This window comes from Streptomyces albospinus (assembly GCF_014648695.1).
GTDB lineage: Bacteria > Actinomycetota > Actinomycetes > Streptomycetales > Streptomycetaceae > Streptomyces > Streptomyces albospinus.
This window is the reverse complement of the sequence record NZ_BMRP01000020.1, coordinates 1-26,812: the sequence shown is the minus strand read 5'-3', so window position 1 is coordinate 26,812 and position 26,812 is coordinate 1. Positions and strand designations below refer to the sequence as shown.

Sequence of the window (26,812 nt, the reverse complement as noted above, 5' to 3'; positions counted from 1 at the left end):
GTGTGCGATATGTGCGCTGTGGGCGTTGTGGACGGTACTTTGACGCTGTAGTGACGCTCGTGACGCCTATTTGACGCTCATTCTGATGGGGTGCCAGATGGGAGGAGGTGCAGACGGTGAGTGAGTATCAGGAGGCGGGCTCGAATGGCACCCCCGACGACTACGTCTACCTGGAGCACGGCGTCCACTACGCCATCGGCGCCCTGGCCATGATTCTCATGGTCACCATCCAGTACGAGATCAACGAGGTCACCAGCGGCCTGGTGGGCGTCGTGCTGATCGCCTTGTCCTTCTGGTCCTCTGTCCGCCGCAACCGCGCACTCGCGGCGCATGCCGGGGAGACGGAGGCGGCCGAGACCGTCACGGCCTAGTGCCGTAGGTCAAGGACCGGTCATGGATTAGGGACACGGTGCGGCGCGGGCGTATCCTTTGGACGGTTTGAACGGACACCTCGTTCGGTGAGGCGTCTTCACGGACACAGGCCACTGATCCCACCCGTCGAGAGACGCTCCGGATCAGGACAGGTCTCCCCGGCCCAAGGGGTGATCCCAAGTGGCTTCCCCCGCAAGGGGATTACGCCGTGGAGTGCCAAAGCTCTGACGAGTTGGGGTGTGCCGGGAGCGAACATGCCCGGCTGCCCCTTGCCGCACGACCGCGACGCCCAGTGCGCGGCTGGACCGGGAGGAGGTGACATGGACAGTAGTCCGGGCCATAGTCGGCCCCTCTTCGTGTTGTCCGCGTCGTCCTTCCGCGGCCCGAGGCAGCCCGCTCTCCCTTGAACCGCTCGGCTCCTAAGTCGGCGGTTCGCCCAGCTCACCGGCCTCGGCGGGCCGCGCACCGGCGTGTGCGCGGCGGGCCTGCCGCCGCCGGTTCGGGGAGGAAGTGCGCCGCCGTGGGCCGCTTGATGCCCCGCCATGCCGGGGCAAGGGGGTGTTCACCTTGGCTGCCCACACTCTGCTCATGTCCACCACCGCTCGCCTGCGCGACCGCCGGGTCGACCTGGAGCGGCGTGTAACCGCCTCCAAGGCGGTGCGCACCTCCCTGGTCTCGCTCGCTGGCCTGATCGGCGGCCCCGTCACGAACCAGTCCGGCGACGAGGTCGGCCGTGTCGTCGATGTCGTGGCCCGGCTCTACGGCGCGGACTCGTACCCCCCGGTCACCGGCCTGATCCTGCGCATCGGCCGACGCCGTACCTTCCTCGCCTCGGACGCCATAGGCAAGGTCCATGCAGGGCACGTGCGGCTGAGCACCGCCCGGGTCGACCTGCGCGACTTCGCCCGCCGCCCCGGCGAGGTGCTGCTGGGCAAGGACGTGCTCGACCATCAGCTCGTCGACGTGGACGGCGTCCAGGTCACCCGGGCCGCCGATCTGTATCTGGCGCCGCTGGTCGACAAGGTGGTGCTGGTCGGCGTGGACGTCTCCCTGCCCACGCTGCTGCGCCGGCTCGGCCCGCGCCGGTGGCAGGCTCGGCCCACTCCGGAGCGGGTACTGGACTGGCAGGCGGTGGCCCCCTTCGCCGAGCAGGCGACCGAGGGCCCGCCGGAGGTACGGCTGCGCGCCTCTCGGGCCGCGCTGCACCGGCTGCGTCCGGCGGATCTGGCCGACATCCTCGAAGACCTGGGCCGTGCCGAGCGGCAGCAGCTGCTGGGCTGGCTGGAGCCGGAGCACGCCGCCGACGCGCTGGAGGAGATGGAACCGGCCGAACTGGAGAACCTGCTGCGCGAGGCGAAGCCGGAGCACGCGGCCCGGCTGGTCGACGAGATGGAGCCGGACGAGGCCACCGACGCGCTGCGCGACCTCACCCGTGAGGAGCGTGAGGCGCTGCTGACATGCATGCCGTCCGGCGAGGCCGCGGAGCTGCGGCGGCTGCTGGCGCACCGGGAGGGCACCGCGGGCGGCGCCATGACCACCTTGCTGATCACCGCCGGTCGGGACGAGACCGTCGCTCAGGTGCGGGCCCGGCTGGCCGAGCAGGCCGAGCACCGCACCGAGATCGACGCCGTCGCCGTCGTGGACGAGGAGGGCCGTCTTGTCACCGACATCGCGCTGTTCGACCTCGCCGTAGCGGAGGACACCACCCCGGTGGCCGACCTGGCCGCCTGGCGGGCGCAGTTCGGCCCGCCCGTCACCGTCCGTCCGGACACGGCGCTGGCCGCTGCCGCCGATGAGCTGGTCGCCGCCCGCGCCTCCTCCCTGCTGGTGGTCGACGACACCGACCGCCCGCTCGGCCGGATCCTGGCCGACGACCTGCTCGACAACCTGCTGCCCGAGCGCGGGCGGCTGCACTTCCGGAGGTTCCTGCAGTGACCCGCGACCTCGACACCACCGCGGAGACTCCGGCAGCTCCCACGGCCACTACAACCCCCGCACGCCGGACCGGTTGGCGGCGCATCACCATGATCGCGGCGATCGCCGGCCCCGGCCTGGTCGCCGCGAACGCGGGCAACGACGCCGCCGGCATCGCTACCTACGCCTCGGCCGGATCGCAATTCACATACGGCACGCTGTTCTTCATGGTGCTGGTCACCATCGCACTGGTGATGGTGCAGGAGATGGCCGTACGCCTGGGCGCGCACACCGGTAAGGGCCTCGGGGCGCTGATCCGCGAACAGTTCAGCCTGCGCCTGACCGGACTCGCGGTGTTCTGCCTGCTGCTGGCCAACACCGGCCTGGTCGTCAGCGAGTTCGCTGGCATCGGCGCCGCGTTCGAACTCCTCGGCGTGCCCAAGTGGGCGGTCATCCCGCCGGCCGCGATCCTGCTGTGGTCACTCGTTCTGTTCGGCTCCTACCGGTGGGCCGAACGCATCTTCCTGATCATGTCGCTGGCGTTCTTCGCCTACCCGATCGCGATGATCCTCGGCCACCCGCACTGGGGCGAGGTCAGCAAACACCTGGTCGTCCCACACGTCGAGCCGAGCAAGGACTTCATCCTCCTCGCGGTCGCCCTGATCGGCACCACGGTCAGCCCCTACATGCAGTTCTACGCCGCCGCCGGGGTCGTGGACCGCGGTGCCAAACCGGAGGACTACCGGCTGATCAGGCTGGACGCGGTGACCGGGGCGGTCTTCGCCTGCATCATCAGCCTGACCATCATCATCGCCACCGCCTCCGCCATCGGCGGCACCGGCCCGCTCGACTCCGCCGCCCAGGCCGCCGAGGCCCTCAAACCGGTGGCCGGCCAGAACGCCGAACTCCTCTTCGCCCTCGGCCTGATCGGTGCCTCCGCTCTCGCGGGCGCGGTGGTCCCGCTGTCCGCGAGCTACGCCATAGGCGAGGCCGCCGGCGTGGAACGCTCCGTCTCCCGCAGCTTCCGCGACGCGCCCCTGTTCCTGGGCCTGTTCACCGCCCAGATCGTCCTCGGCGCGGTGGTCGCCATGACCCCGGTCGACGTCATCCAGCTCCTCATCGGCACCCAGGTCCTCCAGGGCCTGATCAGCCCCGTCGTCCTGGTCTACCTGCTGGTCCTGACCAACCGCCGATCCGTGCTCGGCGCGGCGGCCAACGGCCCGCGCTATCGCATCGCGGCCACCGCAGTGGTTGTCGGCGTGGCCGCCATGTCCACCATCCTGCTCGTCCAGACGGTCCTGGGCTGGTTCGGCCTCGCCTGAACACCCCCCATGCCACGTCAGACACCTGGCTGCCTGATGACGAGTCGCGGAAAGTGAAGCTCACCGCGGCAGTGGCCCTCCGCGTCGCCCGGCGCAGCGCCGGTACGGCAGATCCCCGTGATGGCCTGTCGCATGCCGCCCCTGGCACTCCTGCGGCCGGTGCGCTGGTCGGCCGGCACCCGCCTGGGCATGATGGCGCTGCGCGGCTGTCTGATCCTCAGCGCCCTGCTTCTGCTCATCAAGGCGATCCGGCTCGGCAGCTCCTGATCCTCGGGTGCGGGTCGGTCGGTGACGCTGACGCTGACGTTGTCGGGCGGCATCGGCCAGGAGACGGGTGATGCCGGCGGACGGATTCAGGTGGCGCTCGATCCACGGGGCGTCCTCGCCGTGAGTAACGAGGATCCACGCCGTGTTCAGGCGGTTGAGGCTGGGCGCGTCCTTGCCCAGCAGGTACGGGCGTACGGCCGCCATGGGGAAGCCGTCCAGCGTACGGGCCGTGAACCACGAGTCGTCGACCGTCTCGTACAGGCGCTGCCGGGCCTGGCGGACGTGGGTAGATCCTTCACACCGTGGGTCCCCGTTTCTCCCGTGAGGAGGACCGGTCGGAGCTGCTGGCCTCCTGCTACCGGGAGTCGCTGCGGGTTGCTGACGAGCTGGGCGCGCGGACGGTCGCCTTCCCCGCCATCTCCACCGGTGCCTACGGCTGGCCTCTTGAGGACGCCGCGCGGATCGCCGTCGAGGCGGTCGGCGACACGGCCACAGCCGTCGAAGAGGTGCGGTTCGTCCTCCACGACGAGCGGGCCTACGCGGCGTTTGCCGCGTGGGTTGACTGATGCCGAGGTGCCGTAGGGATACCGAGGTGCCGTAGATCCGAAGCGTCCGCCGTGTGTGGTACCCGCGTGCCGGGTTCGCGGGCTCGCCTGCTCCGGACGGACGTCGTCTTCCGGCGGCACCGCAAGCAGCACACCGCCGGCCGGCGGTTGTGGATCCTGTAGGCGAAATCCCCTTCGCGAAGCCGAGGTCGGGACACCGGTGCCCTGCCGGAGCATTCGCCGCCCCCACGGCCGGATGCACCACTCCAGGGTCTCCGGCTGTGGCACCAGGGGCGCCACCTACGGAAACCAGAGCTCGCAGATGTTGTCGTCGCCTTCCTCGCTCCGGTCGACGACGAATGTGGACTCCAGGCGCTTCTCGTCCACGTAGACGGACAGGGCGCCGCCGGTGACCGTGTGGAGGAACGCGTCGTAGTCGAAGAAACCTTCACCACTGAAGTCATATCCCTCGGCCAGCCGGTCGGGCGCGATCCCCACGGCGGCCAGAGTGGCACTCCGGTCGCCGGTGATGTCCAGCTCCTCGAAGCCCTCGACCATCAGATCCGGCACACCGGGTACAGCGACAAGGATCTTCGTGTAGTAGGCGCCGAAGTCGCGTTCGCAGACAGCGACGATCCGGGCCTCCGGGTGCCTGTCCTTCTGCGCCTGGAACTCGTCCTCCAACGCACCGGCCAGAACCCCGTCTTCAATAAGCGCCGGGTCGCTGATCTTCACCGTGGAGCTCCACGCGGCCGCGCTTACGCTGTCCAGCTCTTCCCGGTCGGCCGGGCTTCCCGGATGTTCGAGCCGGGACGGAGCGTGCTCATGGCGGATCGCAGAGACGGTGGAGAGGGACAGCACCGCGGCCCTGGCCGCCCTCGGGTCGTGCGGAGCGGCAGCCGGCCGCTCCGCGGGCAGGAGCGGGGCCGCGAAGGGGGGTCGGACGACGACCAGATGCGCGTGCCCGTGGTGAAGGGGATTCACCTGCGTTCCGGGAGGTACGGGGGTCATGCCGCCGAGTATGCCGCAGCCCGCCGGCAGGGCGTAACAATCCTGTGTGGAAGGGGAGTTGGCCCGGCAGCCCATCGGTGGGGGCGGCGGAAGCATGTACGTCTCGGCACCCGTCACGCCCGCATCCGGCGAGCCCGGCGATGACCTCGCCCATACGGGCCACGACGCCCCGATCGGCCTGATCCTGGGTATCGCCGCCGAGCTTGCCATGGCCGGCGGAGCGCTCGTGCGGTGGATGCGCCACCGCGCGACCGCCGGGGTGCGCATGCGCGGCGATCCACCGTCCATACAGCTGGTGCCGAGGTCGATGTCGGATTTCCGCCAGCCCGGACCGTCCACCTGAGCAATCCTTGAAGACATGCACACCGACACCGAGCGCTGTCTGCGCGCCGTGCAGTCCAAGGACGCCCGCTTCGACGGCTGGTTCTACACCGCCGTCCTCACCACCGGCATCTACTGCCGCCCCAGCTGCCCGGTCGTGCCCCCCAAGCCCGAGAACATGCGCTTCTACCCCAGCGCCGCCGCCGCCCAGCAAGCCGGATTCCGGGCCTGCAAGCGCTGCCGCCCGGACGCCAGCCCGGGATCCCCGCAGTGGAACGAACGGGCCGACCTGGTCGCCCGCGCCATGCGGCTGATCGCCGACGGCATCGTCGACCGCGAAGGCGTCCCCGGCCTCGCCGCCCGCCTCGGCTACAGCACCCGCCAGATCGAACGCCAGCTGCTCGCCGAACTCGGTGCCGGACCGCTGGCACTCGCCCGCGCCCAGCGTGCCCCGACCGCCCGGCTCCTCGTCGAGACCACCGAACTCCCCATGGCCGAGATCGCGTTCGCGGCCGGCTTCGCCAGTATCCGCACCTTCAACGAGACCGTACGGGAGGTCTTCGCGCTCTCCCCCTCCGAACTCCGCGGACGCGCCGGCCCCGGCCCGCGCACCGCCGTGCCCGGCACCCTCGCGCTGCGGCTCCCCTTCCGCCGGCCGCTCAACCCCGACAACCTCTTCGGACACCTCGCCGCCACCGCCGTCCCCGGCGTCGAGGAATGGCGCGACGGCGCCTACCGCCGCACCCTCGACCTCCCCTACGGACACGGCATCGTCGCCCTCTCCCCGCGCCCCGACCACATCGACTGCCGCCTCTCCCTCACCGACCTGCGCGACCTCGCCGGCGCCATCGCCCGCTGCCGCCGCATGCTCGACCTCGACGCCGACCCGGAAGCCGTCGACGGGCTCCTCCGCGAGGACCCGCAACTGGCACCGCTCGTCGACAAGGCGCCAGGCCGCCGGGTGCCGCGCACCGTCGACGCCGACGAGTTCGCGGTCCGCGCCGTCCTCGGCCAGCAGGTCTCCACCGCCGCCGCCCGCACCCACGCCGGCCGGCTCGTCCTCGCCCACGGCGAGCCCGTCGACGACCCCGCCGGCGGCCTCACCCACCTCTTCCCGTCCGCCGCCGCCCTCGCCGGACTCGACCCGGAATCCCTCGCGATGCCCCGCACCCGCCGCGCCACCCTCACCGGTGTCGTCGCGGCCCTCGCCTCCGGCACGCTGCAACTCGGCGTCGGCAGCGACCGCGACGAGGCCCGCGCCCGGCTCGCCGCGTTGCCCGGCATCGGCCCCTGGACCGTCGAGTGCATCGCCATGCGCGCCCTCGGCGACCCCGACGCCTTCACCCCCACCGACCTCGGCCTGCGCCGCGCCGCCGCCGGTCTCGGCATGCCCGCCACCCCCGCGGCCCTCATCCGCCACTCCGCCGGCTGGCGCCCCTGGCGCGCCTACGCCGTCCAGTACCTCTGGGCGACCGACGACCACCCCATCAACCACCTCCCCGCGAACTGAGCCCCAGCCCCTCCCGACGAACCGAGCCGCAGCCATGACCCCTGCCACCCCGCACCCCGACCGGCCCACCACGGCCCGGCCCGCCACCGACCCGATCGACACCGACCTGACCGAGGCCGACCTGAGCGACTCCACGGGTCCGGCGGGCACCACCGACCCGGCCGCCCGCACCACTCCGACGGACCGGATCACCCACACCGTCCTCGACGACACCCCCGTGGGCCCGCTCACCCTCGTGGCCGGCGGCGACGCCCTCACCGGCCTCTACATGACCGAGCAGCGCCACCGCCCGCCCCAGGAAGCCTTCGGCACGCCGGCCGACCCCGCCGACCCGCCCTTCGCCGCGGCCATCACCCAGCTCCGCGCCTACTTCCGCGGCGAGTTGACCACCTTCGACCTGCCGCTGGCACTGCACGGCACTCCGTTCCAGCGCCGTGTCTGGGCCGCCCTGCGCACCATCCCGTACGGCGAGACGGTCTCCTACGGCCGGCTCGCCGAACGACTCGGCGTCCCCACCGCGGCCCGCGCCGTCGGCCTGGCCAACGGGCGCAACCCGGTCGGCATCATCGTCCCCTGCCACCGCGTCGTCGGCGCCGACGGCAGCCTCACCGGCTACGGCGGCGGACTCGACCGCAAGCGCCGTCTGCTGGCCTTCGAGCGCACCGACGACGGACTGTTCCCGGCAGCCGAGTGCGGGTGAGCGGCGCCACTCCTCCGCGGCTCCCCATGAGCGGTACCTACGACCGGTCTCTTCCCCCGCGCCCCGGCCCGGCACCCGGCATCAGCCCGCCCAGCAGCGCCCGCACCGTCTCCGCCGCGAACTCCTCCTCGCTCGCCGGACACAGCGCATCCGCGGGCGCCTCCCCGTCGAAGAACAGATCCAGAAACGCCCGGTGGAAACACGCCCCGATCAGCAGATTTGCCGCCGCACGCGGATCGACCGCGGACGCGATCCGCCCCAGCTTCTGCTCCGCCTCCAGATACGCGGCCAGCTGCTGACTCGCGTTCTGCGGGCCCACCGACCCCAGCTCGTCGAGCTTGCGCCGGTGCGTCGCCAGCAGCTCCGGACTGGCGAACAGCGACGCCGCGATCGGGAAGGTCCGCCGGTAGAAACGCACGGCGGCCAGCGTCACCTCCTGGAGGAGCCCGGCCGGCCCGCGCTCGTCCCCGGCACGGTCCGGCAGCTCCGCCAGCGCCTCCGAGAACCGCGGCACCCGCTCGTGGAGCACCCGGACGAAGATCTCCTCCTTGTTCCGGAAGTGCTTGTACAGCGCCGCCTCCGAGCACCCCGCCTCCTTGGCGATCTGCTTCGTCGTCGTACGCGTCAGCCCCACGCCGGTCATCAGCGCGGCTGCGGCGTCGAGGATGCGGGAGCGCGTCAGCGCGCCCCCGGACAGCGGAGCGGCGGCGTCATGGCTCATGGGACGACTCTACATTGACAGGTGAGTGAGCACTCACCCACACTGGTGGGTGAGTGAGCACTCACCCACCGCGGCCGTGTGCCGTGCCGCTCCGCGGGCTGCGCGATCCACCGCTGCGCAGTCCACGGCTGTGCAATCCACCGGAGGAGACATGAAGATCACCGTCCTCGGGGCCTCGGGCGGCGTCGGCCGGCAACTCGTCACGCACGCCCTGGCCGACGGGCACGAGGTCACCGCCGCACTCCGCAGCCCCGCGAAACTGACCGACCGTCATGAACGCCTCACGGTCGTACGCGCGGACGCCCTCGACGCCGCCTCCGTCAAGACCGTCATCGACGGTGCCGACGCGGTGGTCTCCGGCATCGGGCAGGCCGGCCGGCGCGACCCGCTCCGCCCCGCGTCCACCTCTGCCCGCGCCGTGACCGAGGCGATGAAGGCCACCGGCGTCCGCCGTCTCCTCGTGGTCAGCGCCGGCCCGCTCAACCGCACCGGCGCCGGTCAGCCCTTCCTCGCCCACCGGGTCTTCGGCCCCCTGCTCTGGGCGATCCTCAGGGACGTCTACGCCGACCTGGAACGCATGGAAGCCGTCCTGCGCGACAGCGACCTCGACTGGACCTCCGTACGCCCACCCCGCCTGCTCGACACCCCGGGCACCGGCCGCTACCGCCACGCCGTCGAGGCCGGTCCGGCCGGCAGCACCATCCCCCGCGCCGACGTGGCCCGCGCCATGCTCGACTTCCTTCCCGACCCCCGGACCTTCGCCCACGCGGTCGGCGTGAGCAGCTGACCCCCACCGGCCCTGCGCCCCACCGGTCCTGCGCCCCGCGGGTTCTACGCGCCGCCGACGTCATGCCTGACCGAGCCTCCCGCCTCGCCGATGGGGGCCATGCCGATGGGGGCCATGCCGATGGGGGCCATGGGGGGCACCCCTCCCTTCGCCCCCCCCCGGATCGTCACCCCTGTGCTCCGACCACCTCCCGCACCTCGGCCACGAGTTGTTCTGCCACGGCCAGGGAGCGGCGCAACTCGTCCTCCGTACGGCCCAGTTCGCCGAGCAGGGCGGTGGCCCGGGGGCCGAATTCGGGTGGGGTCTGCGGCAGTGCCACGGCGGCGGCCAGGGCGCCCTTTTCGTTGAGGCACCAGATGCCGTGGTGGGCGTGCAGGCTCTGGACGAGGGCGCCGACGGCCCGGGACAGGCACAGGGACGCGTGCAGGACGTCCGCGGTCGAGGACGATTTGGCGGCCATCGCCACCGAGAAGCCCGCGTCCCAGACGGCGGTGCCGGTGAGCGCCTTGCGCAGCGCCTCCGGGTAGCTCCGGGTCTCCTCCTTGAGGCGGGCCAACTCCCCGGTGCCGTCGGCCAGTACGCGTCCCAGGGCCACCTCGCCGGGATAGGCGGGAGACCAGAAACCCAGCGGGTGCCCGGCCTGCATTCCCGTCTCGAAGCGGCCCGCGCGGCAGTCCTCCCACACGCGCCGCACCCGGTCGATGTCCCGGAAGATCCAGTCCACATGGCTGCCGTCCGGCATGACCAGCCATGCCCCGCCGTTGACCCAGGGGCCCCAGGCCCCCGGCGCGAATATCTCGACGGGGCCGCCGGTCACCTCTGCCGCCAGCCTCTCCAGGGCGGAGAGATCCAGCTCGCCCCGGTAGTAGACGCCCAGATCCCAGTCGGAATCGGGACGGTGGGTTCCTCGTGCGCGGCTGCCCCCGAGCATGACCCCGACGACTCCCGGCACCTGCGCGATGCGGGTGGCGTTTTCGTTCATGGGAAAAGGCTAGATCGTGGGTGGGAGGGAGCAACCAACCCACGGCTCTCGTTGTCCGGCGGGGGAGTCAACCCGGTGGTCCCACACCCGGGTTGTACGACGTGCTACGACTCCGCGGCGTCGCGCGGGCCGCCCATGGCCCCGCCGGTGGCGGCCCGTCCGGCCGGCGGCCGGCCGTCCTCCAGTTCCACCGGGCCGCGTCCGTCCTCCAGCGCGTCCAGCGCGCCGCGGACACGCAGCCGCAGATTCTCGGCCAGCATCGTCTCGGCCTCGTCCCAGTGGACCAGGCGCCAGGACAGCAGTTCCTCCTCCTGCACCCGGATCGCCGCGAACTGCTCCGCGTCCAGCACACCGCCGTCGAACAGATACGACACCACGGGCGGGCGGGCCGCTCCGCGCACCCAGTCGACGGCGAGCAGTTGGCCCGGTACGACGTCCAGGCCGATCTCCTCCAGGGCTTCCCGGCGGGCGGCCTGGCGCGGGGATTCGCCGGTGTCCGACTCGATGGTGCCGCCGGGCAGGACCCAGGTGTCGCGGTAGTTCGGCTCCACGAGGAGGATGCGGCCCGCCGCGTCCCGGCAGATGACGGCCGCGCCCGCGAGCACGCGGGGCAGGCCGGCGATGTAGGTGGCGTAATCCGTGGTCGTCACGCCGCGAGCCTAGGACATGTCCGGTGGGGCGGGGTGCCGATCGGATTCCGGTGGCCGCTGCGCACTGGTGCCGGCCGGTGCTGTCCGCCGCGCAGCGGCCCGGGTTCCCGGCGAGGTGCGCGACACTGAGCCGGTGACCAGTGATTCCCGCGGGCAGGAACCGAAAGCCACTGTGGCAGGCGCCGAAGAGATCGGTCCGGACGGGCTGACCGTAGGCCGGACAGCTGCGCTCGTCGGGGTCAGCGTGAAGACGCTGCACCACTGGGACGAGATCGGCCTGGTGCGGCCGGTCGGGCGTACCTGGGCCGGGTACCGGGTGTACTCGGCCGATGACGTGGCCCGGATCCACCGGGTCCTCGTCTACCGGGAGCTCGGTTTTCCGCTCGCGGAGATCGGCCGGCTCCTCGACGACCCGGCCGTCGATGCCCGCGACCACCTGCGCCGGCAGCGGTCGCAACTCGTGGAGCGCATCTCCCGTTTGCAGCAGATGCTCGGCGCCGTGGACCGCATGATGGAGGCATCGCGTACCGGGATGCGGCTGACTCCGGAGGAGCAGGTCGAGATCTTCGGCGACGACTGGCAGCCCGCCTGGGTCGACGAGGCCGAGGAACGCTGGGGCGACACCGTGCAGTGGGAGCAGTACGCCGAGCGGGCCGCCGGGATGTCACCCGAGGACTGGAAGGGCGTCGCGACGGCCACCGAGACGCTGAACGCCGATCTCGCCGCCGCGCAGCGCGCGGGTGTCGTACCGGGCTCCGACGCGGCGAACGCTCTCGCGGAGCGGCACCGGGCGCTGATGTCGACGTATTTCGACTGCACGCATGCGATGCAGGCGTGCCTGGGGCGGATGTTCGTCGGCGATCCCCGGTTCGCCGGGTACTACGAGGGTTTTGCGCCGGGTCTCACCGTCTGGGTGCGTGATGTGTTCTTCGCGAATGCCGAGGCCCACGGCGTCGACCCGGAGTCCGCGACGTGGGAGTGAGCGGGCCCGTCCCGGTGTGCCGGGCGGGTGCGGGGCGGTGTTCCCGCCGCTCCGCCGTTCCCCTCTTCGTCCCTTTCGCCCGTTCCGGAACCGTCCGCTCTGTTCGCCGGGCCCCCTGGCCGGATAAGGTCGCAGCGGCGCGACTGCCAGTTCGAAAGCAAGGGGAAACACGGTGGCGGACGCAGCAAGGACAAACACAGCACATGTGCTGATCGCCGCGGACAAGTTCAAGGGCTCGCTCACGGCCGTCGAGGTCGCCGAGCATGTCACGGCCGGTCTGCGGCGCGTGGTCCCCGGACTCGACGTGGCGGCCGTGCCGGTCGCGGACGGCGGCGACGGGACGACGGCGGCGGCGCTCGCGGCGGGTTTCACCCGCCACGAAGCCCGCGTCACCGGCCCCACCGGCGAGCCGGTGACGGCCACCTTCGCGCTGCGCGGCGACGGTACGGCGGTGGTGGAGATGGCGGAGGCGTCCGGTCTCCAGCACCTCCCGAAGGGCGTGTTCGCGCCGCTCACGGCCACCACCTACGGCACCGGTGAGCTGCTGCTCGCGGCGCTGGACGCGGGCGCGACCTCGATCGTCTTCGGGGTGGGCGGCAGCGCGACGACCGACGGCGGCGCGGGCATGCTGGCGGCGCTGGGCGCGCGGTTCCTGGACGCGGACGGGGAGCCGGTGGGCCCCGGTGGCGGGCCGCTGCGCGAGCTGGCCACCGCGGATCTGTCGGGGCTCGACCCCCGGCTGGCCCGTACGGAGATCGTGCTCGCGAGCGATGTCGACAATCCGCTGACCGGCCCGAAGGGCGCGCCCGCGGTCTACGGCCCCCAGAAGGGCGCCGGTGAGGCGGACGTCGCCGCCCTGGACGCCGCCCTCGCGCACTACGCCGAGGTGCTGGAGCGGACCGTCGGAGCCAAGGCCGCCGAGCATGCGCTGGCGCCGGGAGCGGGGGCCGCGGGCGGGATCGGCTACGGCGCGCTGGTCGGGCTGGACGCGACGTTCCGGCCCGGTATCGACGTGATGCTGGACGTGCTGGGCTTTGCGCCGGCGCTGGCCCGGGCCACGTTCGTGATCACGGGGGAGGGCTCCCTCGACGAGCAGACGCTGCACGGCAAGGCGCCGGCCGGTGTCGCGGCGGCGGCGCGCGCTGCGGGCATCGACGTGGTCGCGGTCTGCGGCCGGCTCCAGCTGCCGCCGGAGGCGCTCGCCGCGGCCGGTATCCAGCGGGCGTACGCCCTGACGGACCTGGAGTCCGACCCGGCCCGCTGCATGGCCGAGGCCGGGCCGCTGCTGGAGCGCGCGGCGGAGAGCCTGGCCCGCGACTTCCTGGTCTGAGCCCGTCGGGCCGGGGCCTGGCGGGGAGGACCCGGCGGGTCCCGGCCCGCGCGTGGCAGAAGCCGCGCCTCCGGTGGCCCGCCTGCCGGAGCACCGGCCCGTATCGGGGGCACCGGCTCCCGCTCCGCCCCACGTATCCCGGAATGCCGAGAGGCCCCGAGCGGAAGATCCGCTCGGGGCCTCTCGGCGTGCTGTGCCGTGTCGGCGCCGCCCGTCAGGGCTGGTGCGCGGCGCGCGACTCGGCGCGGGACTCGCGTCGGTTGTCGCGGAAGGTGTTGACCCTCCGGGCCGTCGCGAACAGCGGGATCATCGCGCCCATGACCACCTGGAGCGAGCAGCCGGTCTGGAGCAGCAGCTGGCCGCCGGGCGCGTCCAGTGCCCAGGCGGCGAGCATGCCCATGCTGAGGACGATCCAGCTGAGCATCGCCACCGCGAGTCGGCCCCGCGGCTTGGGGTACTCGACCCGGCTCACCATCAGCCAGGCCACGCCGATGATCGCCAGCAGCGTCGGCAGGAACGGCAGCTCCAGCAGGACGATGGCGACGACGGTCAGGGCGCCGAACGGGCTCGGCATGCCCTGGAAGATGCCGTCGCGGATCGTCACGCAGGAGAAGCGGGCGAGCCGGAGGACGACCGCCAGCAGGACGACCACCGCCGCGACCACCGACACCCGCTGGTGCGCGTCCTGGGCGACCATGCCCCAGGTCACGACGAAGTACGCGGGCGCCAGGCCGAAGCTGATCAGGTCGGAGAGGTTGTCGAGCTCGGCTCCCATCGCCGAGGCCCGCAGCTTGCGCGCCACCAGTCCGTCGAAGAGGTCGAAGACCGAGGCGAGCAGCATCAGGATCACGGCCATCGCGGCGCTGTGCCGGGCCATCCCGCCGTCCTCGGTGCCCGTCAGATGCGGGATGAGGACGCCAGTGGTGGTGAAGTACACGGCCATGAAGCCGCAGATGGCGTTGCCGAGGGTGAGGGTGTCCGCTATTGACAGCCGCGTGGACAGCGGCATGTCGTCCTCGTCCTCGTCGGTTTCGGGCGCCCAGCCCGCCTGTGTCTCAGGATCAATCACGGTCAAGGCGAGTCACCCCCGCGGTGGTGGCCTGGCCCACCTCGACCGCGGCCTCGGCGCCCTCCGGGAGGTAGACGTCGACGCGAGAGCCGAAGCGGATCAGGCCGATGCGCTCGCCTTGCTCGACCTTGGTGCCCCGGGGCACGTAAGGGACGATGCGGCGGGCCACCGCGCCGGCGATCTGCACCATCTCGATGTCGCCGAGCTCGGTGTCGAAGTGCCAGACGACCCGCTCGTTGTTCTCGCTCTCCTTGTTGAACGCCGGAACGAATCCGCCGGGGATGTGTTCCACGGACGTCACCGTGCCGGCCAGCGGCGCGCGGTTGACGTGAACATTCAGCGGGCTCATGAAGATCGCGACGCGGGTGCGTCCGTCCTTCCACGGCATGATGCTCTGCACCACGCCGTCGGCCGGAGAAATGACGCGCCCCTGAGCGATCTCTCGCTCGGGGTCGCGGAAGAACCACAGCATGCCCGCCGCGAGTGCGGTGGCGGGCACGGCGACGGCAGCCCAGCGTCCCGAGCGACGGGACCGGGCCAGGCTGACCGCTGCCGTTGCCACGGTCGGGAGGAGCCACGGCGACGCTCCGCGCGCGAGGCGGACGCGACCGCGTTGTGCAGAGGATTGGCTGTGGGGCATGGATGACCTTCGTAGCGGAGGATGCCGCGTATGGATGCGGGGGACGGCGCGGCTTTCCTGGGATGCTATCGGTTGCGAGCGGCAACTGGCCAAGAGCCAGAGCCAATCCGTGGCCGAAGAACGATGACAGGGTGTGATCTTTATCTAGCAGAAAACGACCCAAACGGGACGTTCACCCCTGGATCCGGTACTCCTCAAGTAGCCGCCGCCCGATGATCATTTTCTGGATCTCGGCCGTGCCCTCGCCGATGAGGAGCATCGGGGCCTCGCGGTAGAGGCGCTCGATCTCGTACTCCTTGGAGAAGCCGTAGCCGCCGTGGATGCGGAACGCGTCCTCGACCACCTCCTTGCAGTACTCGGAGGCCAGGTACTTGGCCATGCCCGCTTCGAGGTCGTTTCGCTGGCCCGAGTCCTTTTTGCGTGCGGCATTAACCATCATGGCATGGGCCGCTTCCACCTTTGTCGCCATTTCGGCAAGTTTGAACTGAATCGCCTGGTGCTGGGCGATCGGCTTCCCGAAGGTGTGCCGTTGCTGCGCGTACGACACGCCGAGCTCGAAGGCGCGCTGGGCGACACCGCACCCGCGGGCGGCCACGTTGACCCGGCCGACCTCGACGCCGTCCATCATGTGATAGAAGCCACGCCCGGTCTCGCCGCCGAGGACCCGGTCGGCCGGAATGCGCAGCCCGTCCATGATCAGCTCGGTGGTGTCGACGCCCTTGTAGCCCATCTTGTCGATCTTGCCGGGGATGGTCAGGCCGGGCCGCACCTCGCCGAAGCCCGCCTCCTTCTCCACCAGGAAGGTCGTCATCGACTTGTGCGGAGGCGTGCCCTCCGGGTGGCCCTCGTCGGTCCGGCACAGCACCGCGACCAGCGTCGACGAACCGCCGTTGGTCAGCCACATCTTCTGGCCGTTGAGGACGTAGGCGTCGCCGTCCCGCACGCCCTTGGACGAAATGGCCGACACATCGGAACCCAGCGCCGGCTCCGACATCGAGAAAGCGCCCCGGATTTCACCGGCCGCCATCTTCGGCAGGAAATAGTCCTTCTGCTCCTGCGTGCCGTGCTGCTTGAGCATGTACGCCACGATGAAGTGCGTGTTGATGATGCCGGACACGCTCATCCAGCCGCGGGCGATCTCCTCGACCGTCAGCGCGTAGGTGAGCAGGGACTCGCCGAGGCCGCCGTACTCCTCGGGAATCATCAGCCCGAACACGCCGAGTTCCTTGAGGCCCTCGACGATCTGCGTGGGGTATTCGTCACGGTGCTCCAGCTCCGTGGCGACCGGGATGATCTCCTTGTCCACGAAATCGCGGACGGTGGAGAGGATTTCCCGCTGGATGTCGGTCAGACCCTCGGTCTGTGCGAGACGCGCCATCCCGTCACTTCTCCTTCTTGGCCGCGGGGGCCTGCAACTCGGGGCGGCCGGGCTGCTCGCCGCCGCGCTCCTTGATGTACGTGGCGGTCGGCACCATCACCTTGCGGCGGAACACGCAGACCAGGGTGCCGTCCTGCTTGTAGCCCTTGGTCTCCACGTAGACGATGCCGCGGTCCGACTTGGATTTCGACGGGGTCTTGTCGAGCACCGTCGTCTCGCCGTAGATCGTGTCGCCGTGGAAGGTCGGCGCCACATGCCGCAGCGATTCGATCTCCAGATTGGCGATGGCCTTTCCGGAGACATCGGGCACCGACATGCCCAGCAGCAGCGAGTAGATGTAGTTGCCGACGACCACGTTCTTGCCGAAGTCGGTGGTCTTCTCCGCGTAGTTGCTGTCCATGTGCAGCGGATGGTGGTTCATGGTCAGCAGGCAGAAGAGGTGGTCGTCGTATTCGGTGACGGTTTTCCCCGGCCAGTGCTTGTACACATCGCCGATGGTGAACTCTTCGTAGGTACGGCCGAACTGCATCGCGGTTATGCCTCCGGGGCTTCGAACTTGGATGTACGCGTCATGCCGGCGGCCCGGCCCTTTCCGGCGACGACCAGCGCCATCTTCCGGCTCGCCTCGTCGATCATCTCGTCGCCGAGCATCGCCGAACCCTTTTTGCCGCCCGCCTCGGACGTGCACCATTCATATGCGTCGAGGATCAGCTCGGCGTGATCGTAGTCCTCCTGGGACGGCGAGAAGACCTCGTTGGCGGCCTCCACCTGGCCCGGGTGCAGCACCCACTTGCCGTCGAAGCCGAGCGCGGCGGCCCGGCCGGCGACCTCGCGGTAGCCGTCGACGTTCTTGATCTGGAGGTACGGGCCGTCGATCGCCTGGAGGTTGTGGGTGCGCGCCGCCATCAGGATCCGCATCAGGATGTAGTGGTACGCGTCCGCCGGGTAGCCCGGGGGCTGCTCGCCGACCACCAGGGACTTCATGTTGATCGACGCCATGAAGTCCGCCGGGCCGAAGATGATGGTCTCCAGGCGGGGCGAGGCGGCGGCGATCTCGTCGACGTTCACCAGGCCCTTGGCGTTCTCGATCTGCGCCTCGATGCCGATCCCGCCGACCTCGAAGCCCATCGCCTTCTCGATCTGCGTCAGCAGCAGGTCGAGCGCGACGATCTGATGGGCGTCCTGGACCTTGGGCAGCATGATGCAGTCGAGGTTCTGGCCGGCGCCCTCGACGACCGTGGTGACGTCCCGGTAAGTCCACTCGGTCGTCCAGTCGTTGACCCGCACCACCCGCGTCTTGCCCGTCCAGTCACCCTCGTTGAGGAACCTGACGATGGTGTGCCGGGCCTCCGGCTTGGCCAGCGGGGCGCAGGCGTCCTCCAGGTCCAGGAAGACCTGGTCGGCCGGCAGGCCCTGGGCCTTCTCCAGGAAGCGCGGGTTGCTGCCGGGGACCGCGAGGCATGACCGGCGCGGGCGGAGGCGGCGCCCCTCCGTGGCCGTGGCGGGCGTCATGCGGGGACCTCCAGAGGGTCGAGGTTGTTCGCTCTGCGGATCTCGTCGACGATGCGGCCGATGATCTCCGTGATGCCGAAGTCCTTGGGTGTGAAGACGGCGGCGACGCCCGCGTCGATCAGGTCGGCGGCGTCCGCCGGCGGGATGATGCCGCCGACGATCACCGGGATAGGGGCATCTCCCGGGCCGTCAGGCCCAGGGGAAGCGTCGACACCCGCCCGCCGGAGCCGGGCCAGTACGTCCGGCACCAGCGCGGCATGCGAGCCGGACAGGATCGACAGCCCGACGCAGTGCACGTCCTCCGCGACCGCCGCCGTGACGATCTGCTCCGGGGTGAGCCGGATGCCCTGGTAGACCACCTCGAACCCGGCGTCCCTGGCGCGTACGGCGATCTGCTCGGCGCCGTTGCTGTGCCCGTCCAGGCCGGGCTTGCCGACCAGCAGGCGCAGCCGGCCGCTGCCGAGATCGGCCGCGGTCCGCGCGACCTTCTCCCGGACCACCGCGAGCGGCGAGCCCTCCTCGGCGGTGACCGCCACCGGAGCACTGGAGACGCCCGTGGGGGCCCGGAACTCCCCGAAGACATCCCGCAGCGCCCAGGCCCACTCGCCGGTCGTCACACCGGCGCGGGCGCACTCCAGGGTGGCCGGGAAGAGGTTGGCGTCGCCCGCCGCGGTCTTCTTCAGGGCGGACAGCGCCTCCTGGGCGCGGACCTCGTCCCGGTTGTCCCGCCACGCGTGCAACGCCCGTACGACGCCTGCCTCGTTGGCCGGGTCGACCGTCATGATCGCGGTGTCGAGATCCGCGGTGAGCGGGTTCGGCTCGGTCGACTCGTAGCAGTTGACGCCGATGATCTTCTCGTCGCCGGCCTCGATCCGGGCCCGCCGCTCGGCGTGCGCGGAGACCAGCTGCGACTTGAGGTAGCCCGACTCGACGGCCGCCATCGCGCCGCCCATCTCCTGGATCCGGTCGATCTCGGCCAGGCACTCCTCGACCAGCGCCTCCACCTTGGCCTCGATGACATGCGACCCGGCGAAGATGTCGTCGTACTCCAGCAGGTCGCTCTCGTGCGCCAGCACCTGCTGTATGCGCAGCGACCACTGCTGGTCCCACGGCCGCGGCAGCCCCAACGCCTCGTTCCAGGCGGGGAGTTGGACGGCGCGGGCCCGGGCGTCCTTGGAGAGCGTGACGGCCAGCATCTCCAGCACGATCCGCTGGACGTTGTTCTCCGGCTGTGCCTCGGTCAGCCCGAGGGAGTTGACCTGGACGCCGTAGCGGAAGCGGCGCTGCTTGGGGTTCTCGATGCCGTAGCGCTCGCGGGTGATCTTGTCCCAGATGCGGCCGAAGGCGCGCATCTTGCACATCTCCTCGATGAAGCGGACGCCCGCGTTCACGAAGAAGGAGATCCGGGCGACGACATCGCCGCGGCGCTCCTCGGGGACCTGGCCGGACGCGAACACCGCGTCCAGTACCGCGATCGCGGTGGACATCGCGTACGAGATCTCCTGGACCGGAGTGGCCCCCGCCTCCTGTAGGTGGTAGCTACAGATGTTGATCGGGTTCCACTTCGGGATGTGGTTGACCGTGTACGTGATCATGTCGGTGGTCAGCCGGAGGCTCGGTCCCGGCGGGAAGACGTGCGTCCCGCGCGACAGGTACTCCTTGACGATGTCGTTCTGCGTGGTGCCGGACAGCTTGGTGATGTCGGCGCCCTGCTCCTCCGCGACCACCTGGTAGAGGGCCAGCAGCCACATGGCGGTGGCGTTGATGGTCATCGAGGTGTTCATCTGCTCCAGCGGGATGTCCTGGAACAGCCGCCGCATGTCACCGAGATGGGACACCGGGACCCCGACCCGGCCGACCTCGCCGCGGGCGAGGACGTGGTCGGGGTCGTATCCGGTCTGCGTCGGGAGGTCGAACGCGACCGACAGGCCGGTCTGGCCCTTGGCGAGGTTGCGCCGGTACAGCTCGTTGGACGCCTCGGCGGTGGAGTGCCCGGCGTACGTCCGCATCAGCCACGGACGATCCTTCTGACGCTCTGTCATGAAGTGGACCTCAGACGTTCCTGAAGCGGTTGATGGCATCGATGTGCTTGGCGCGCATCTCCTCGTCGCGCACGCCCATGCCCTCCTCGGGTGCGAGGGCCAGTACACCGACCTTTCCCTGGTGGAGGTTGCGGTGCACGTCGTACGCCGCCTGACCGGTCTCCTCAAGGGTGTACGTCTTCGACAGCGTCGGGTGGATCTTGCCCTTGGCGATCAGCCGGTTGGCCTCCCAGGCCTCCCGGTAGTTGGCGAAGTGCGAGCCGACGATCCGCTTCAGCGACATCCACAGGTAGCGGTTGTCGTACTCGTGCTGGTAGCCGGAGGTCGAGGCGCAGGTCACGATCGTGCCGCCCTTGCGGGTGACGTACACCGAGGCGCCGAAGGTCTCCCGGCCCGGGTGCTCGAAGACGATGTCGACGTCCTCGCCGCCGGTCAGCTCGCGGATCCGCTTGCCGAAGCGCTTCCACTCCCGGGGGTCCTGGTTGTGCTCGTCCTTCCAGAACTTGTAGCCCTCGGCGTTGCGGTCGATGATCGCCTCGGCGCCCATGGCGCGGCAGATGTCGGCCTTCTTGTCGCTGGAGACCACACAGATCGGGTTGGCGCCGCCGGCCAGCGCGAACTGCGTCGCGTACGAGCCGAGGCCGCCGCTGGCGCCCCAGATCAGGACGTTGTCGCCCTGCTTCATGGCCGCGCCGTTCTTCGATACCAGCTGGCGGTAGGCGGTGGAGTTGACCAGACCGGGCGCCGCCGCCTCCTCCCAGCTCAGGTGCCGGGGCTTGGGCATCAGCTGGTTCGACTTGACCAGCGCGATCTCGGCCAGGCCGCCGAAGTTGGTCTCGAAGCCCCAGATGCGCTGCTCGGGGTCGAGCATGGTGTCGTTGTGGCCGTCGGAGGACTCCAGCTCGACGGACAGGCAGTGCGCGACGACCTCGTCGCCGGGGTGCCAGGCGTTGACGCCGGGGCCGGTGCGCAGCACCACGCCCGCCAGGTCGGAGCCGATGACGTGGTACGGCAGGTCGTGGCGCTTGGTGAGCGACGAGAGCCGCCCGTAGCGCTCCAGGAACCCGAACGTCGACAGCGGTTCGAAGATCGAGGTCCACACGCTGTTGTAGTTCACCGAGGAGGCCATCACGGCCACCAGCGCCTCGCCCGGTCCGAGCTCGGGCACCGGCACGTCGTCGACGTGCAGGGACTTGCGGGGGTCCTTCTCGCGGGTGGGCAGGCCCGCGAACATCTCGGCCTCGTCCTTGTGCACGGTGACCGCGCGGTAAGAGTCGGGGAGGGGCAGGGCGGCGAAGTCTTCGCGCGTACTGTCCGGCGCGAGGATGGCGTCAAGAATGTGGTTCACGGTATGCCTCCGGCGCATGGGGTGTCCCCTGCTCGAACGGAGTTGAGAGCTTGGGGAAACGTCTACGGGAACGGCTCAAGGGAACGTCGGGGGTGGTGCGGGGCGGTGCCGTCGGTTCGGCCGGTGGTGCTCGGCATCGCGCGGGTGAGCGCGGATCAAGGTGCCTGTGACGCAGGCGTCCGGGCGCACAAGGTGCTTGTGGGGACAGCCGGCGCACCACTGTTGGGACGATGCGCCGGCCGCCCGGACACTCTCAACGTATGACACCGCGTGCCACTCGACAAGACACTGAGTGCCAAGAATTTCTCTCAGATGTCATTTGGTGGGCACGCATGAGCAACAGACTCCCCGCTCGTGGGGTGCTTTGTCGCGTTATGGGGTCAATGGCGTGCAGCGAGTGGCCGGAAATGTGATTAGGCCGTCCGTGTCACGGGCCGGGCGGCGCACGGGAAATGCCCGGCCCAGCGGGGCGCGGGAAGACGGAAACGGGCCCGCTCCGGGCGCGCCGTCACCTCCGCCACGTGGGGAGGGACGGCGCGCCCGGAACGGGCCCGCCGGGCCGGCACCGGATCGTCCGCATCGCGCGGACGCCGGTTACTTGTGAGCCTTCAGTGCCTTGCGGATGGTGCGCATGACCTCGTCCAGCGGGGCGTCCGTACGGGCCACCGCGACCAGCACCTCGCCCTCGCGCGAGACCGTCGCCGGGGGCGCCTCCGCGGTGGCGCGGCCCGCGCCGATACCGGTGCCGAAGGTTTCCCGGACGATCTCGAAGGCGTGGTCCAGCTGGGCCTCCACGTCGCCCTCCGCACCGGCCCGCAGCCAGCGGCGCAGGACGTGGTTGTGCGCGGTGACCACCGCGGACGCGGCCACCTCGGCGAGCAGCGGGTCGTCGTCGCCCTCGCGGTGCGCCCCCTCGTCGAAGTGGCCCAGGAGATAGCGGGTGAACAGCCGCTCGTAGCGGGCCACCGAGGCGATCTCGGCCTCCCGCAGGGTGGGTACCTCGCGGGTGAGGCGGTAGCGGGCCACGGACACCGCGGGGGCGGACGCGTACATCCGCATGACTTCCTTGATGCCGCGGCACACCGTGTCGAGCGGGTTCTCGTGCGGCGGCGCGGCGTCCAGGACGGCCTCGGCGCGTACGAGAGTGTCGTCGTGGTCGGGGAAGATCGCCTCTTCCTTGGAGCGGAAGTGGCGGAAGAAGGTGCGCCGGGCGACGCCCGCGGCAGCCGCGATCTCGTCGACCGTCGTCGCCTCGTAGCCCTTCGTCGCGAACAGTTCCATTGCTGCGGCCGACAGTTCGCGGCGCATTTTGAGCCGCTGGGCGGCGGCCCGGCGGGTGCCGGGAGTGGAGGTCTCGGAGGCGTCGGAGGACTGCGGGCGAGCGGGCTGGGACATGTGGGGACGGTACTGCATATTCACGCGGCCTGCGGCATGAGGTACCAGCTCCGGCCCTGTGACCTGGGGCGGACCGCCGGGACCACCGTCCGGCGGTTCCAGCAGTCCGCCCCATCCGCCCCCTGCCCCGGGGCGCCGCCGCGCGTCAGCGCCGGGCGTACTCACGGAAGCCGCGGCCGGTCTTCCGGCCCAGGCAGCCCGCCGCGACGAGGTGCTCCAGCAGCGGCGCCGGCGCCAGCCCCGGGTCGCGGAACTCGGCGTGCAGCACCTTCTCGATGGCCAGCGAGACATCCAGGCCGACCACGTCCAGCAGCTCGAACGGGCCCATCGGGTAGCCGCCGCCCAGCTTCATCGCGGCGTCGATCTCGTCCAGCGACGCGTAGTGCTCCTGGACCATCTTGATCGCGTTGTTCAGGTACGGGAACAGCAGCGCGTTCACGATGAAGCCGGCCCGGTCACCGCAGTCCACCGGGTGCTTGCGGACCTTGGCGCAGACCTCGCGCACGGTGGCGTGCACCTCGTCGGAGGTCAGGACCGTGCGGACCACCTCGACCAGCTTCATCGCGGGCGCCGGGTTGAAGAAGTGCATCCCGATGACGTCCTGCGGGCGCGAGGTGGCGCGGGCGCAGGCGACGACCGGCAGTGAGGACGTGGTGGTGGCCAGAACGGCGCCCGGCTTGCAGATCTTGTCCAGCGTCGTGAACAGCTGCTGCTTGACGGCCAGATCCTCGGCCACCGCCTCCACTGCCAGATCGACGTCCGCGAACGCGTCCAGCGAACCGGCCGGGGTGATCGCCGCCAGCGCCGCATCGCGCGCCTCGGCGGTCAGCCGGCCCTTCTCCACGGAGCGGCCCAGCGACTTGGCGATCCGGGCCTTGGCCCGCTCCGCCTTCTCCTCGCTGCGGGCGGCCAGCACGACGGTGTAGCCCGCCTTGGCGAAGACCTCGGCGATCCCGCTGGCCATCGTCCCGGACCCGGCGACGCCGACGCTGCGGACCGTACGGCCGGCCGGCTGCCCGCCGTTGCCGGCCGCGGGGCTCGCCGCGTCCGGCACCGCCGTGGCGCTTCCGGGCGCCTCGTAGGTGTAGAAGCCGCGGCCCGCCTTGCGGCCGGTCAGCCCGGCCTCCGCCAGCTGGCCCAGGATCGGCGCCGGGGCGTGCAGCCGGTCGTGCGACTCGGCGTACATCGCCTCCAGGACCGTACGGGCGGTGTCCACCCCGATCAGGTCGAGCAGCGCGAGCGGGCCCATCGGCAGACCGCAGCCGAGCTTCATCGCGGCGTCGATGTCCTCACGGGACGCGTACTTCGACTCGTACATCGCCGCGGCCTGGTTGAGGTAGCCGAACAGCAGCCCGTCGGCGACGAAACCGGGCCGGTCGCCCACCGCGATCGGGTCCTTGCCCAGGTCGCGGGCGAGTTCCGTGACGGCGGCGACCGCGGTCGGGGCGGTGAGCACCGACGAGACCACCTCGACCAGCTTCATCGCGGGCGCGGGGTTGAAGAAGTGGACACCGAGCACCCGCTCGGGACGCTGCGAGTCGGCGGCGAGCCGGGTCACGGACAGCGCGTTGGTGCCCGTGGCGAGGATCGCCTCCGGCCGGACGATGCCGTCCAGCGCGTTGAAGACCTGCCGCTTGAGTTCGTAGTCCTCCGGCACCACCTCGATGACGAGATCGGCGTCCGCGGCGGCCTGGAGGTCGCCGAACGTGCGGAAGCGGGCCAGCGCGTCCTGCCGCTGCCGCTCGGTGATGCGCTCGCGGCTCACGGCGCGGGCGGTGGAGGCTTCGAGGGTGGCGCGGGCCTGCTGGATCGCGGCGTCATCGGTGTCGATGCCGATGACCTCACGGCCGGCGCGGGCGAGCACCTCGGCGATGCCGGTGCCCATGGTGCCGAGCCCGACCACGGCGATCGTCGCAAGGGACAGTGAGGAAGCGGGTGTTGAGAGGTCAGGGGTGGACTGAGGGCCCATCGCGAGACTCCTGAGGGTGTTCCCCTGGGGCAGGGGAGAAGTGACGACTGAGGGGTGTCCGCGAAGCGGACGAACGGGCCGCACGGAGCGCGAGAAGCAGCGCGTAGCGGCGGGCGGCGAGGGGCCGCGGGCCGCAGCACTGCGGGCAGCGCCGGCGGTGCGGGAGGCGCGGCGAGCCCTGTCCCGGGGCCGTGCCGTTTCTCCGAACGTGTCGTGCGGTGCGTAGCGATGGAGCGTGCGTACGCGTCGTGCTGTGCGGTGCCGAACCGACTTCACTCTTCGGCGGCTGCGTCACCAGGCCGCCCGAGCAGGGGTGCTGCTCGTTCCGCCAGGTTAACCGGTGGGTAACCGAAGCGCCAGGGGTAATGCGGGTCATTAGGCTGTGGTGCAGGCCACGTCGCGCGGAACCGGGCGGCCAGGCGGGAGGGGAGCGACAAATGGAAGAAGAATTCCACGAGTTGACGGACCGGGTGCGGGCCGAACTCCGCTCCCCACAGGATCTGGTCGCCTACGAGCGGCTGCTCGGGCTGGCCCGCAAGAACACCCCCGCGGGGCGCGAGGAACTGGCCCGCATGCTGGTCGCCGTGGAGCGCCCCCTGTGGGCCCGCGAGATCGCCGCCTTCATCCTCGGCTGCGCCGGCGACAAACGCGCCTTCGAAACCCTCGTCCTGCTCCTGAACTACCGCGAACCGGTCCGCTGCGCCACCGCCGCACACGCCCTCGGCAAGCTCGGCGACCCGCGCACCGCCCGCGCCGCCGCGGCCCTCGCCACCAACCCGCTGCGCACCGCCTACGCCCTGCACCCGGTACGGCTGCTCGCCGAACTCCGCGCCCCGCAGTCCGTCCCCGCGCTGATCGCCACCCTGGAGCGGCTGCTGACCCCGCACAACCCGTACTGGCGGGTGGCCCTGGCCTGCGTCGAGGGCCTCGGCGCCCTGGGCGACCGGCGCGCGGTCCCCGCACTCACGGCCGCCACCGCCCACCCCCGGCTCGCCGCAGCCGCCGCGGCCTCACTGGCGCGACTCGGCGTCCATGAGGACGCGGCGGGGGCGCCGGGCGGCGGCGCGCCGGGGGAGGGGGCTCCGGCCGACGCCGGACCGCGGGGCGGCACGTCGGCGGATGCGCCATAGGGGCCCGGGCGGACGATGCCGGCGCAGCGTCCCGGTGGCTCAGGCGGCCGGTGCCGGCCGACGCCGGTAGCGCAGTTCCGCGACGCGCCGGCCAGCCACGTCGTACGCCTCCTCCGCCCCGTCCGGCGCGAAACCGGCTCGTTCGTAGAACCGCCGGGCGTGCGGGTTGCCGTGCACCACCCAGACGTACAGCGTGCCGAATCCGCCCGCCCGGGCGCGGTCCGTCCCGTCGGCCGGCAGTGCGCGGCCGACGCCGGTGCCGATCGGACCGGGCTCCACACAGAGGGCCAGGAGCTCGCCCGCGGGCGGGGATGTGCGCAACTCGCCCCCCTCCAGGGCGACATCGGGATCCCGGACCGGACCGACCGCGACCCGGCCGATTACCTCCCCGCACCGCTCCGCCACCAGCTCGAAGACGCCGGGCCGCCGTCGCCGGAACCGCTCCCGCCGCTGCCGGGCGTCCTCCGCCACGCTCATCGCGTCCAGGTACGCCCGCGGCATCAGCCCCTGGTATGCCGCCTGCCGGCCGCGCACCCGGACCCCCGCGACCGCGTCGATATCGGCCTCCGTCATCTCGCGTATCCGCAAGGGCCGCGACGCGTGCTCCGCCGTCCTCCTGCCGGCCCCGTCCCTGCCCCGCACCTGGGCGACTCCCCGGTCATCTCGCCGTCCCCATCCATGCGGCACAGGTTTGACGGCTGCCCGGACACCCGTGACCGGAATTCCCGGCCGGGTTTCCTCGCCGGATTCCGCAGCCGGACGACCGCCCTCCGGATGCCCGCCGCTTGACCTTGCCCCTGGGGGCAGGGTCCGAGACTCCCGCCATGGAACAGCGAACGCATGCCCCCGCGACCCCCGGATCCCCCGCGACCCCCGGATCCCCCGCGACCCCCGGATCCCCCGCGACCCCCGGAT

Annotated in this window: 24 protein-coding genes, 2 pseudogenes and 1 riboswitch; of the genes and pseudogenes, 12 read left to right on the top strand and 14 right to left on the bottom strand. The window is 71.3% G+C overall.

From position 1 onward, the window contains the following. Positions 1 to 146: 146 nt before the first annotated feature. From IEZ17_RS25300 to IEZ17_RS25285, 5 genes and pseudogenes are all read left to right on the top strand, one after another. A pseudogene (locus IEZ17_RS25300) lies at positions 147 to 371 on the top strand (DUF475 domain-containing protein); the annotation flags it as partial. A gap of 72 nt (positions 372 to 443) precedes the next feature. Next, positions 444 to 616: riboswitch (M-box (ykoK) riboswitch) on the top strand. Between the two features lie 344 nt (positions 617 to 960). Continuing rightward, the gene (locus IEZ17_RS25295; protein ID WP_189303855.1) at positions 961 to 2,307 is read left to right on the top strand and encodes a magnesium transporter MgtE N-terminal domain-containing protein; all 1,347 of its coding nucleotides are present in this window, start codon (positions 961 to 963) and stop codon (positions 2,305 to 2,307) included. Beyond that, positions 2,304 to 3,608: an NRAMP family divalent metal transporter gene (locus IEZ17_RS25290; RefSeq protein WP_229852621.1), complete on the top strand. Its 1,305-nt coding sequence runs from the start codon at positions 2,304 to 2,306 to the stop codon at positions 3,606 to 3,608. Before IEZ17_RS25295 ends, IEZ17_RS25290 begins: the two co-directional genes overlap by 4 nt. Before the next feature lie 132 nt (positions 3,609 to 3,740). Then, a complete protein-coding gene (locus tag IEZ17_RS43930; RefSeq protein WP_268249844.1) occupies positions 3,741 to 3,875 on the top strand; it encodes a hypothetical protein in 135 nt (44 codons plus the stop codon). A 290-nt stretch (positions 3,876 to 4,165) separates the two neighbouring features. Further along, positions 4,166 to 4,441: pseudogene (locus IEZ17_RS25285) on the top strand (macro domain-containing protein); the annotation flags it as partial. A 279-nt stretch (positions 4,442 to 4,720) separates the two neighbouring features. Here IEZ17_RS25285 and IEZ17_RS25280 read toward each other — a convergent pair. Further along, entirely contained in the window at positions 4,721 to 5,431 is a 711-nt protein-coding gene (locus IEZ17_RS25280; RefSeq protein WP_189303853.1) for a DUF6333 family protein, read from the bottom strand. Positions 5,432 to 5,477: 46 nt separating this feature from the next. On the opposite strand from IEZ17_RS25280, the gene IEZ17_RS25275 reads away from it, so the two are divergent. The 3 genes from IEZ17_RS25275 to IEZ17_RS25265 all read left to right on the top strand — a co-directional run bounded on the left by IEZ17_RS25275 (position 5,478) and on the right by IEZ17_RS25265 (position 7,962). Next, the gene (locus tag IEZ17_RS25275) at positions 5,478 to 5,774 is read left to right on the top strand and encodes a hypothetical protein (RefSeq protein ID WP_189303851.1); all 297 of its coding nucleotides are present in this window, start codon (positions 5,478 to 5,480) and stop codon (positions 5,772 to 5,774) included. Between the two features lie 15 nt (positions 5,775 to 5,789). Further along, a complete protein-coding gene (locus tag IEZ17_RS25270; protein ID WP_189303849.1) occupies positions 5,790 to 7,262 on the top strand; it encodes a DNA-3-methyladenine glycosylase 2 in 1,473 nt (490 codons plus the stop codon). A gap of 187 nt (positions 7,263 to 7,449) precedes the next feature. Next, the gene (locus tag IEZ17_RS25265) at positions 7,450 to 7,962 is read left to right on the top strand and encodes a methylated-DNA--[protein]-cysteine S-methyltransferase (RefSeq protein ID WP_229852628.1); all 513 of its coding nucleotides are present in this window, start codon (positions 7,450 to 7,452) and stop codon (positions 7,960 to 7,962) included. 37 nt (positions 7,963 to 7,999) lie between these two features. On the opposite strand, the gene IEZ17_RS25260 is transcribed toward IEZ17_RS25265, so the two are convergent. Next, entirely contained in the window at positions 8,000 to 8,683 is a 684-nt protein-coding gene (locus IEZ17_RS25260; protein ID WP_189303844.1) for a TetR/AcrR family transcriptional regulator, read from the bottom strand. Between the two features lie 151 nt (positions 8,684 to 8,834). On the opposite strand from IEZ17_RS25260, the gene IEZ17_RS25255 reads away from it, so the two are divergent. Then, positions 8,835 to 9,470 carry an NAD(P)-dependent oxidoreductase gene (locus IEZ17_RS25255; protein WP_189303842.1) on the top strand — a complete coding sequence of 212 codons (636 nt, stop codon included), beginning with the start codon at positions 8,835 to 8,837 and terminating at the stop codon, positions 9,468 to 9,470. 166 nt (positions 9,471 to 9,636) lie between these two features. On the opposite strand, the gene IEZ17_RS25250 is transcribed toward IEZ17_RS25255, so the two are convergent. Further along, complete coding sequence (locus tag IEZ17_RS25250) at positions 9,637 to 10,452, bottom strand: nucleotidyltransferase domain-containing protein (RefSeq protein ID WP_189303840.1); 816 nt, start codon at positions 10,450 to 10,452, stop codon at positions 9,637 to 9,639. Positions 10,453 to 10,556: 104 nt separating this feature from the next. After that, a complete protein-coding gene (locus IEZ17_RS25245; protein ID WP_189303838.1) occupies positions 10,557 to 11,102 on the bottom strand; it encodes an NUDIX domain-containing protein in 546 nt (181 codons plus the stop codon). Positions 11,103 to 11,235: 133 nt separating this feature from the next. Here IEZ17_RS25245 and IEZ17_RS25240 point away from each other — a divergent pair, with 133 nt between their 5' ends. Further along, positions 11,236 to 12,084: a MerR family transcriptional regulator gene (locus IEZ17_RS25240; protein ID WP_373299926.1), complete on the top strand. Its 849-nt coding sequence runs from the start codon at positions 11,236 to 11,238 to the stop codon at positions 12,082 to 12,084. A 205-nt stretch (positions 12,085 to 12,289) separates the two neighbouring features. Beyond that, positions 12,290 to 13,414 carry a glycerate kinase gene (locus IEZ17_RS25235; RefSeq protein ID WP_189303836.1) on the top strand — a complete coding sequence of 375 codons (1,125 nt, stop codon included), beginning with the start codon at positions 12,290 to 12,292 and terminating at the stop codon, positions 13,412 to 13,414. Positions 13,415 to 13,628: 214 nt separating this feature from the next. Here the strand turns inward: IEZ17_RS25235 and pssA are convergent, their stop codons facing one another. From pssA to IEZ17_RS25190, 9 genes are all read right to left on the bottom strand, one after another. Then, positions 13,629 to 14,489: a CDP-diacylglycerol--serine O-phosphatidyltransferase gene (gene pssA / locus IEZ17_RS25230; RefSeq protein ID WP_189303834.1), complete on the bottom strand. Its 861-nt coding sequence runs from the start codon at positions 14,487 to 14,489 to the stop codon at positions 13,629 to 13,631. Then, the gene (locus IEZ17_RS25225) at positions 14,476 to 15,123 is read right to left on the bottom strand and encodes a phosphatidylserine decarboxylase (protein WP_189303832.1); all 648 of its coding nucleotides are present in this window, start codon (positions 15,121 to 15,123) and stop codon (positions 14,476 to 14,478) included. The genes pssA and IEZ17_RS25225 overlap by 14 nt, the downstream gene beginning before the upstream one ends. A 172-nt stretch (positions 15,124 to 15,295) precedes the next feature. After that, positions 15,296 to 16,501, bottom strand: coding sequence for an acyl-CoA dehydrogenase family protein (locus IEZ17_RS25220; protein ID WP_189303831.1), 1,206 nt, complete (start codon positions 16,499 to 16,501; stop codon positions 15,296 to 15,298). Between the two features lie 4 nt (positions 16,502 to 16,505). Continuing rightward, the gene (locus IEZ17_RS25215; protein WP_189303829.1) at positions 16,506 to 17,030 is read right to left on the bottom strand and encodes a MaoC family dehydratase; all 525 of its coding nucleotides are present in this window, start codon (positions 17,028 to 17,030) and stop codon (positions 16,506 to 16,508) included. Positions 17,031 to 17,035: 5 nt separating this feature from the next. Next, entirely contained in the window at positions 17,036 to 18,013 is a 978-nt protein-coding gene (locus IEZ17_RS25210) for an HpcH/HpaI aldolase/citrate lyase family protein (RefSeq protein WP_189303827.1), read from the bottom strand. Then, positions 18,010 to 20,055: an ethylmalonyl-CoA mutase gene (locus IEZ17_RS25205; RefSeq protein WP_189303825.1), complete on the bottom strand. Its 2,046-nt coding sequence runs from the start codon at positions 20,053 to 20,055 to the stop codon at positions 18,010 to 18,012. The genes IEZ17_RS25210 and IEZ17_RS25205 overlap by 4 nt, the downstream gene beginning before the upstream one ends. Positions 20,056 to 20,065: 10 nt before the next feature. Further along, positions 20,066 to 21,403 (bottom strand): crotonyl-CoA carboxylase/reductase, encoded by a 1,338-nt coding sequence (ccrA, locus tag IEZ17_RS25200; RefSeq protein WP_189303823.1) that lies wholly within the window; start codon positions 21,401 to 21,403, stop codon positions 20,066 to 20,068. 594 nt (positions 21,404 to 21,997) lie between these two features. Then, positions 21,998 to 22,798 (bottom strand): TetR family transcriptional regulator, encoded by an 801-nt coding sequence (locus IEZ17_RS25195; RefSeq protein WP_189303814.1) that lies wholly within the window; start codon positions 22,796 to 22,798, stop codon positions 21,998 to 22,000. Between the two features lie 145 nt (positions 22,799 to 22,943). Then, positions 22,944 to 24,767, bottom strand: coding sequence for a 3-hydroxyacyl-CoA dehydrogenase family protein (locus IEZ17_RS25190; RefSeq protein ID WP_189303812.1), 1,824 nt, complete (start codon positions 24,765 to 24,767; stop codon positions 22,944 to 22,946). 437 nt (positions 24,768 to 25,204) lie between these two features. On the opposite strand from IEZ17_RS25190, the gene IEZ17_RS25185 reads away from it, so the two are divergent. Further along, positions 25,205 to 25,897 (top strand): HEAT repeat domain-containing protein, encoded by a 693-nt coding sequence (locus tag IEZ17_RS25185; RefSeq protein WP_189303810.1) that lies wholly within the window; start codon positions 25,205 to 25,207, stop codon positions 25,895 to 25,897. A gap of 39 nt (positions 25,898 to 25,936) precedes the next feature. Here IEZ17_RS25185 and IEZ17_RS25180 read toward each other — a convergent pair whose 3' ends face one another. Then, the gene (locus tag IEZ17_RS25180; RefSeq protein WP_189303808.1) at positions 25,937 to 26,470 is read right to left on the bottom strand and encodes a GNAT family N-acetyltransferase; all 534 of its coding nucleotides are present in this window, start codon (positions 26,468 to 26,470) and stop codon (positions 25,937 to 25,939) included. Positions 26,471 to 26,812: the final 342 nt, after the last annotated feature.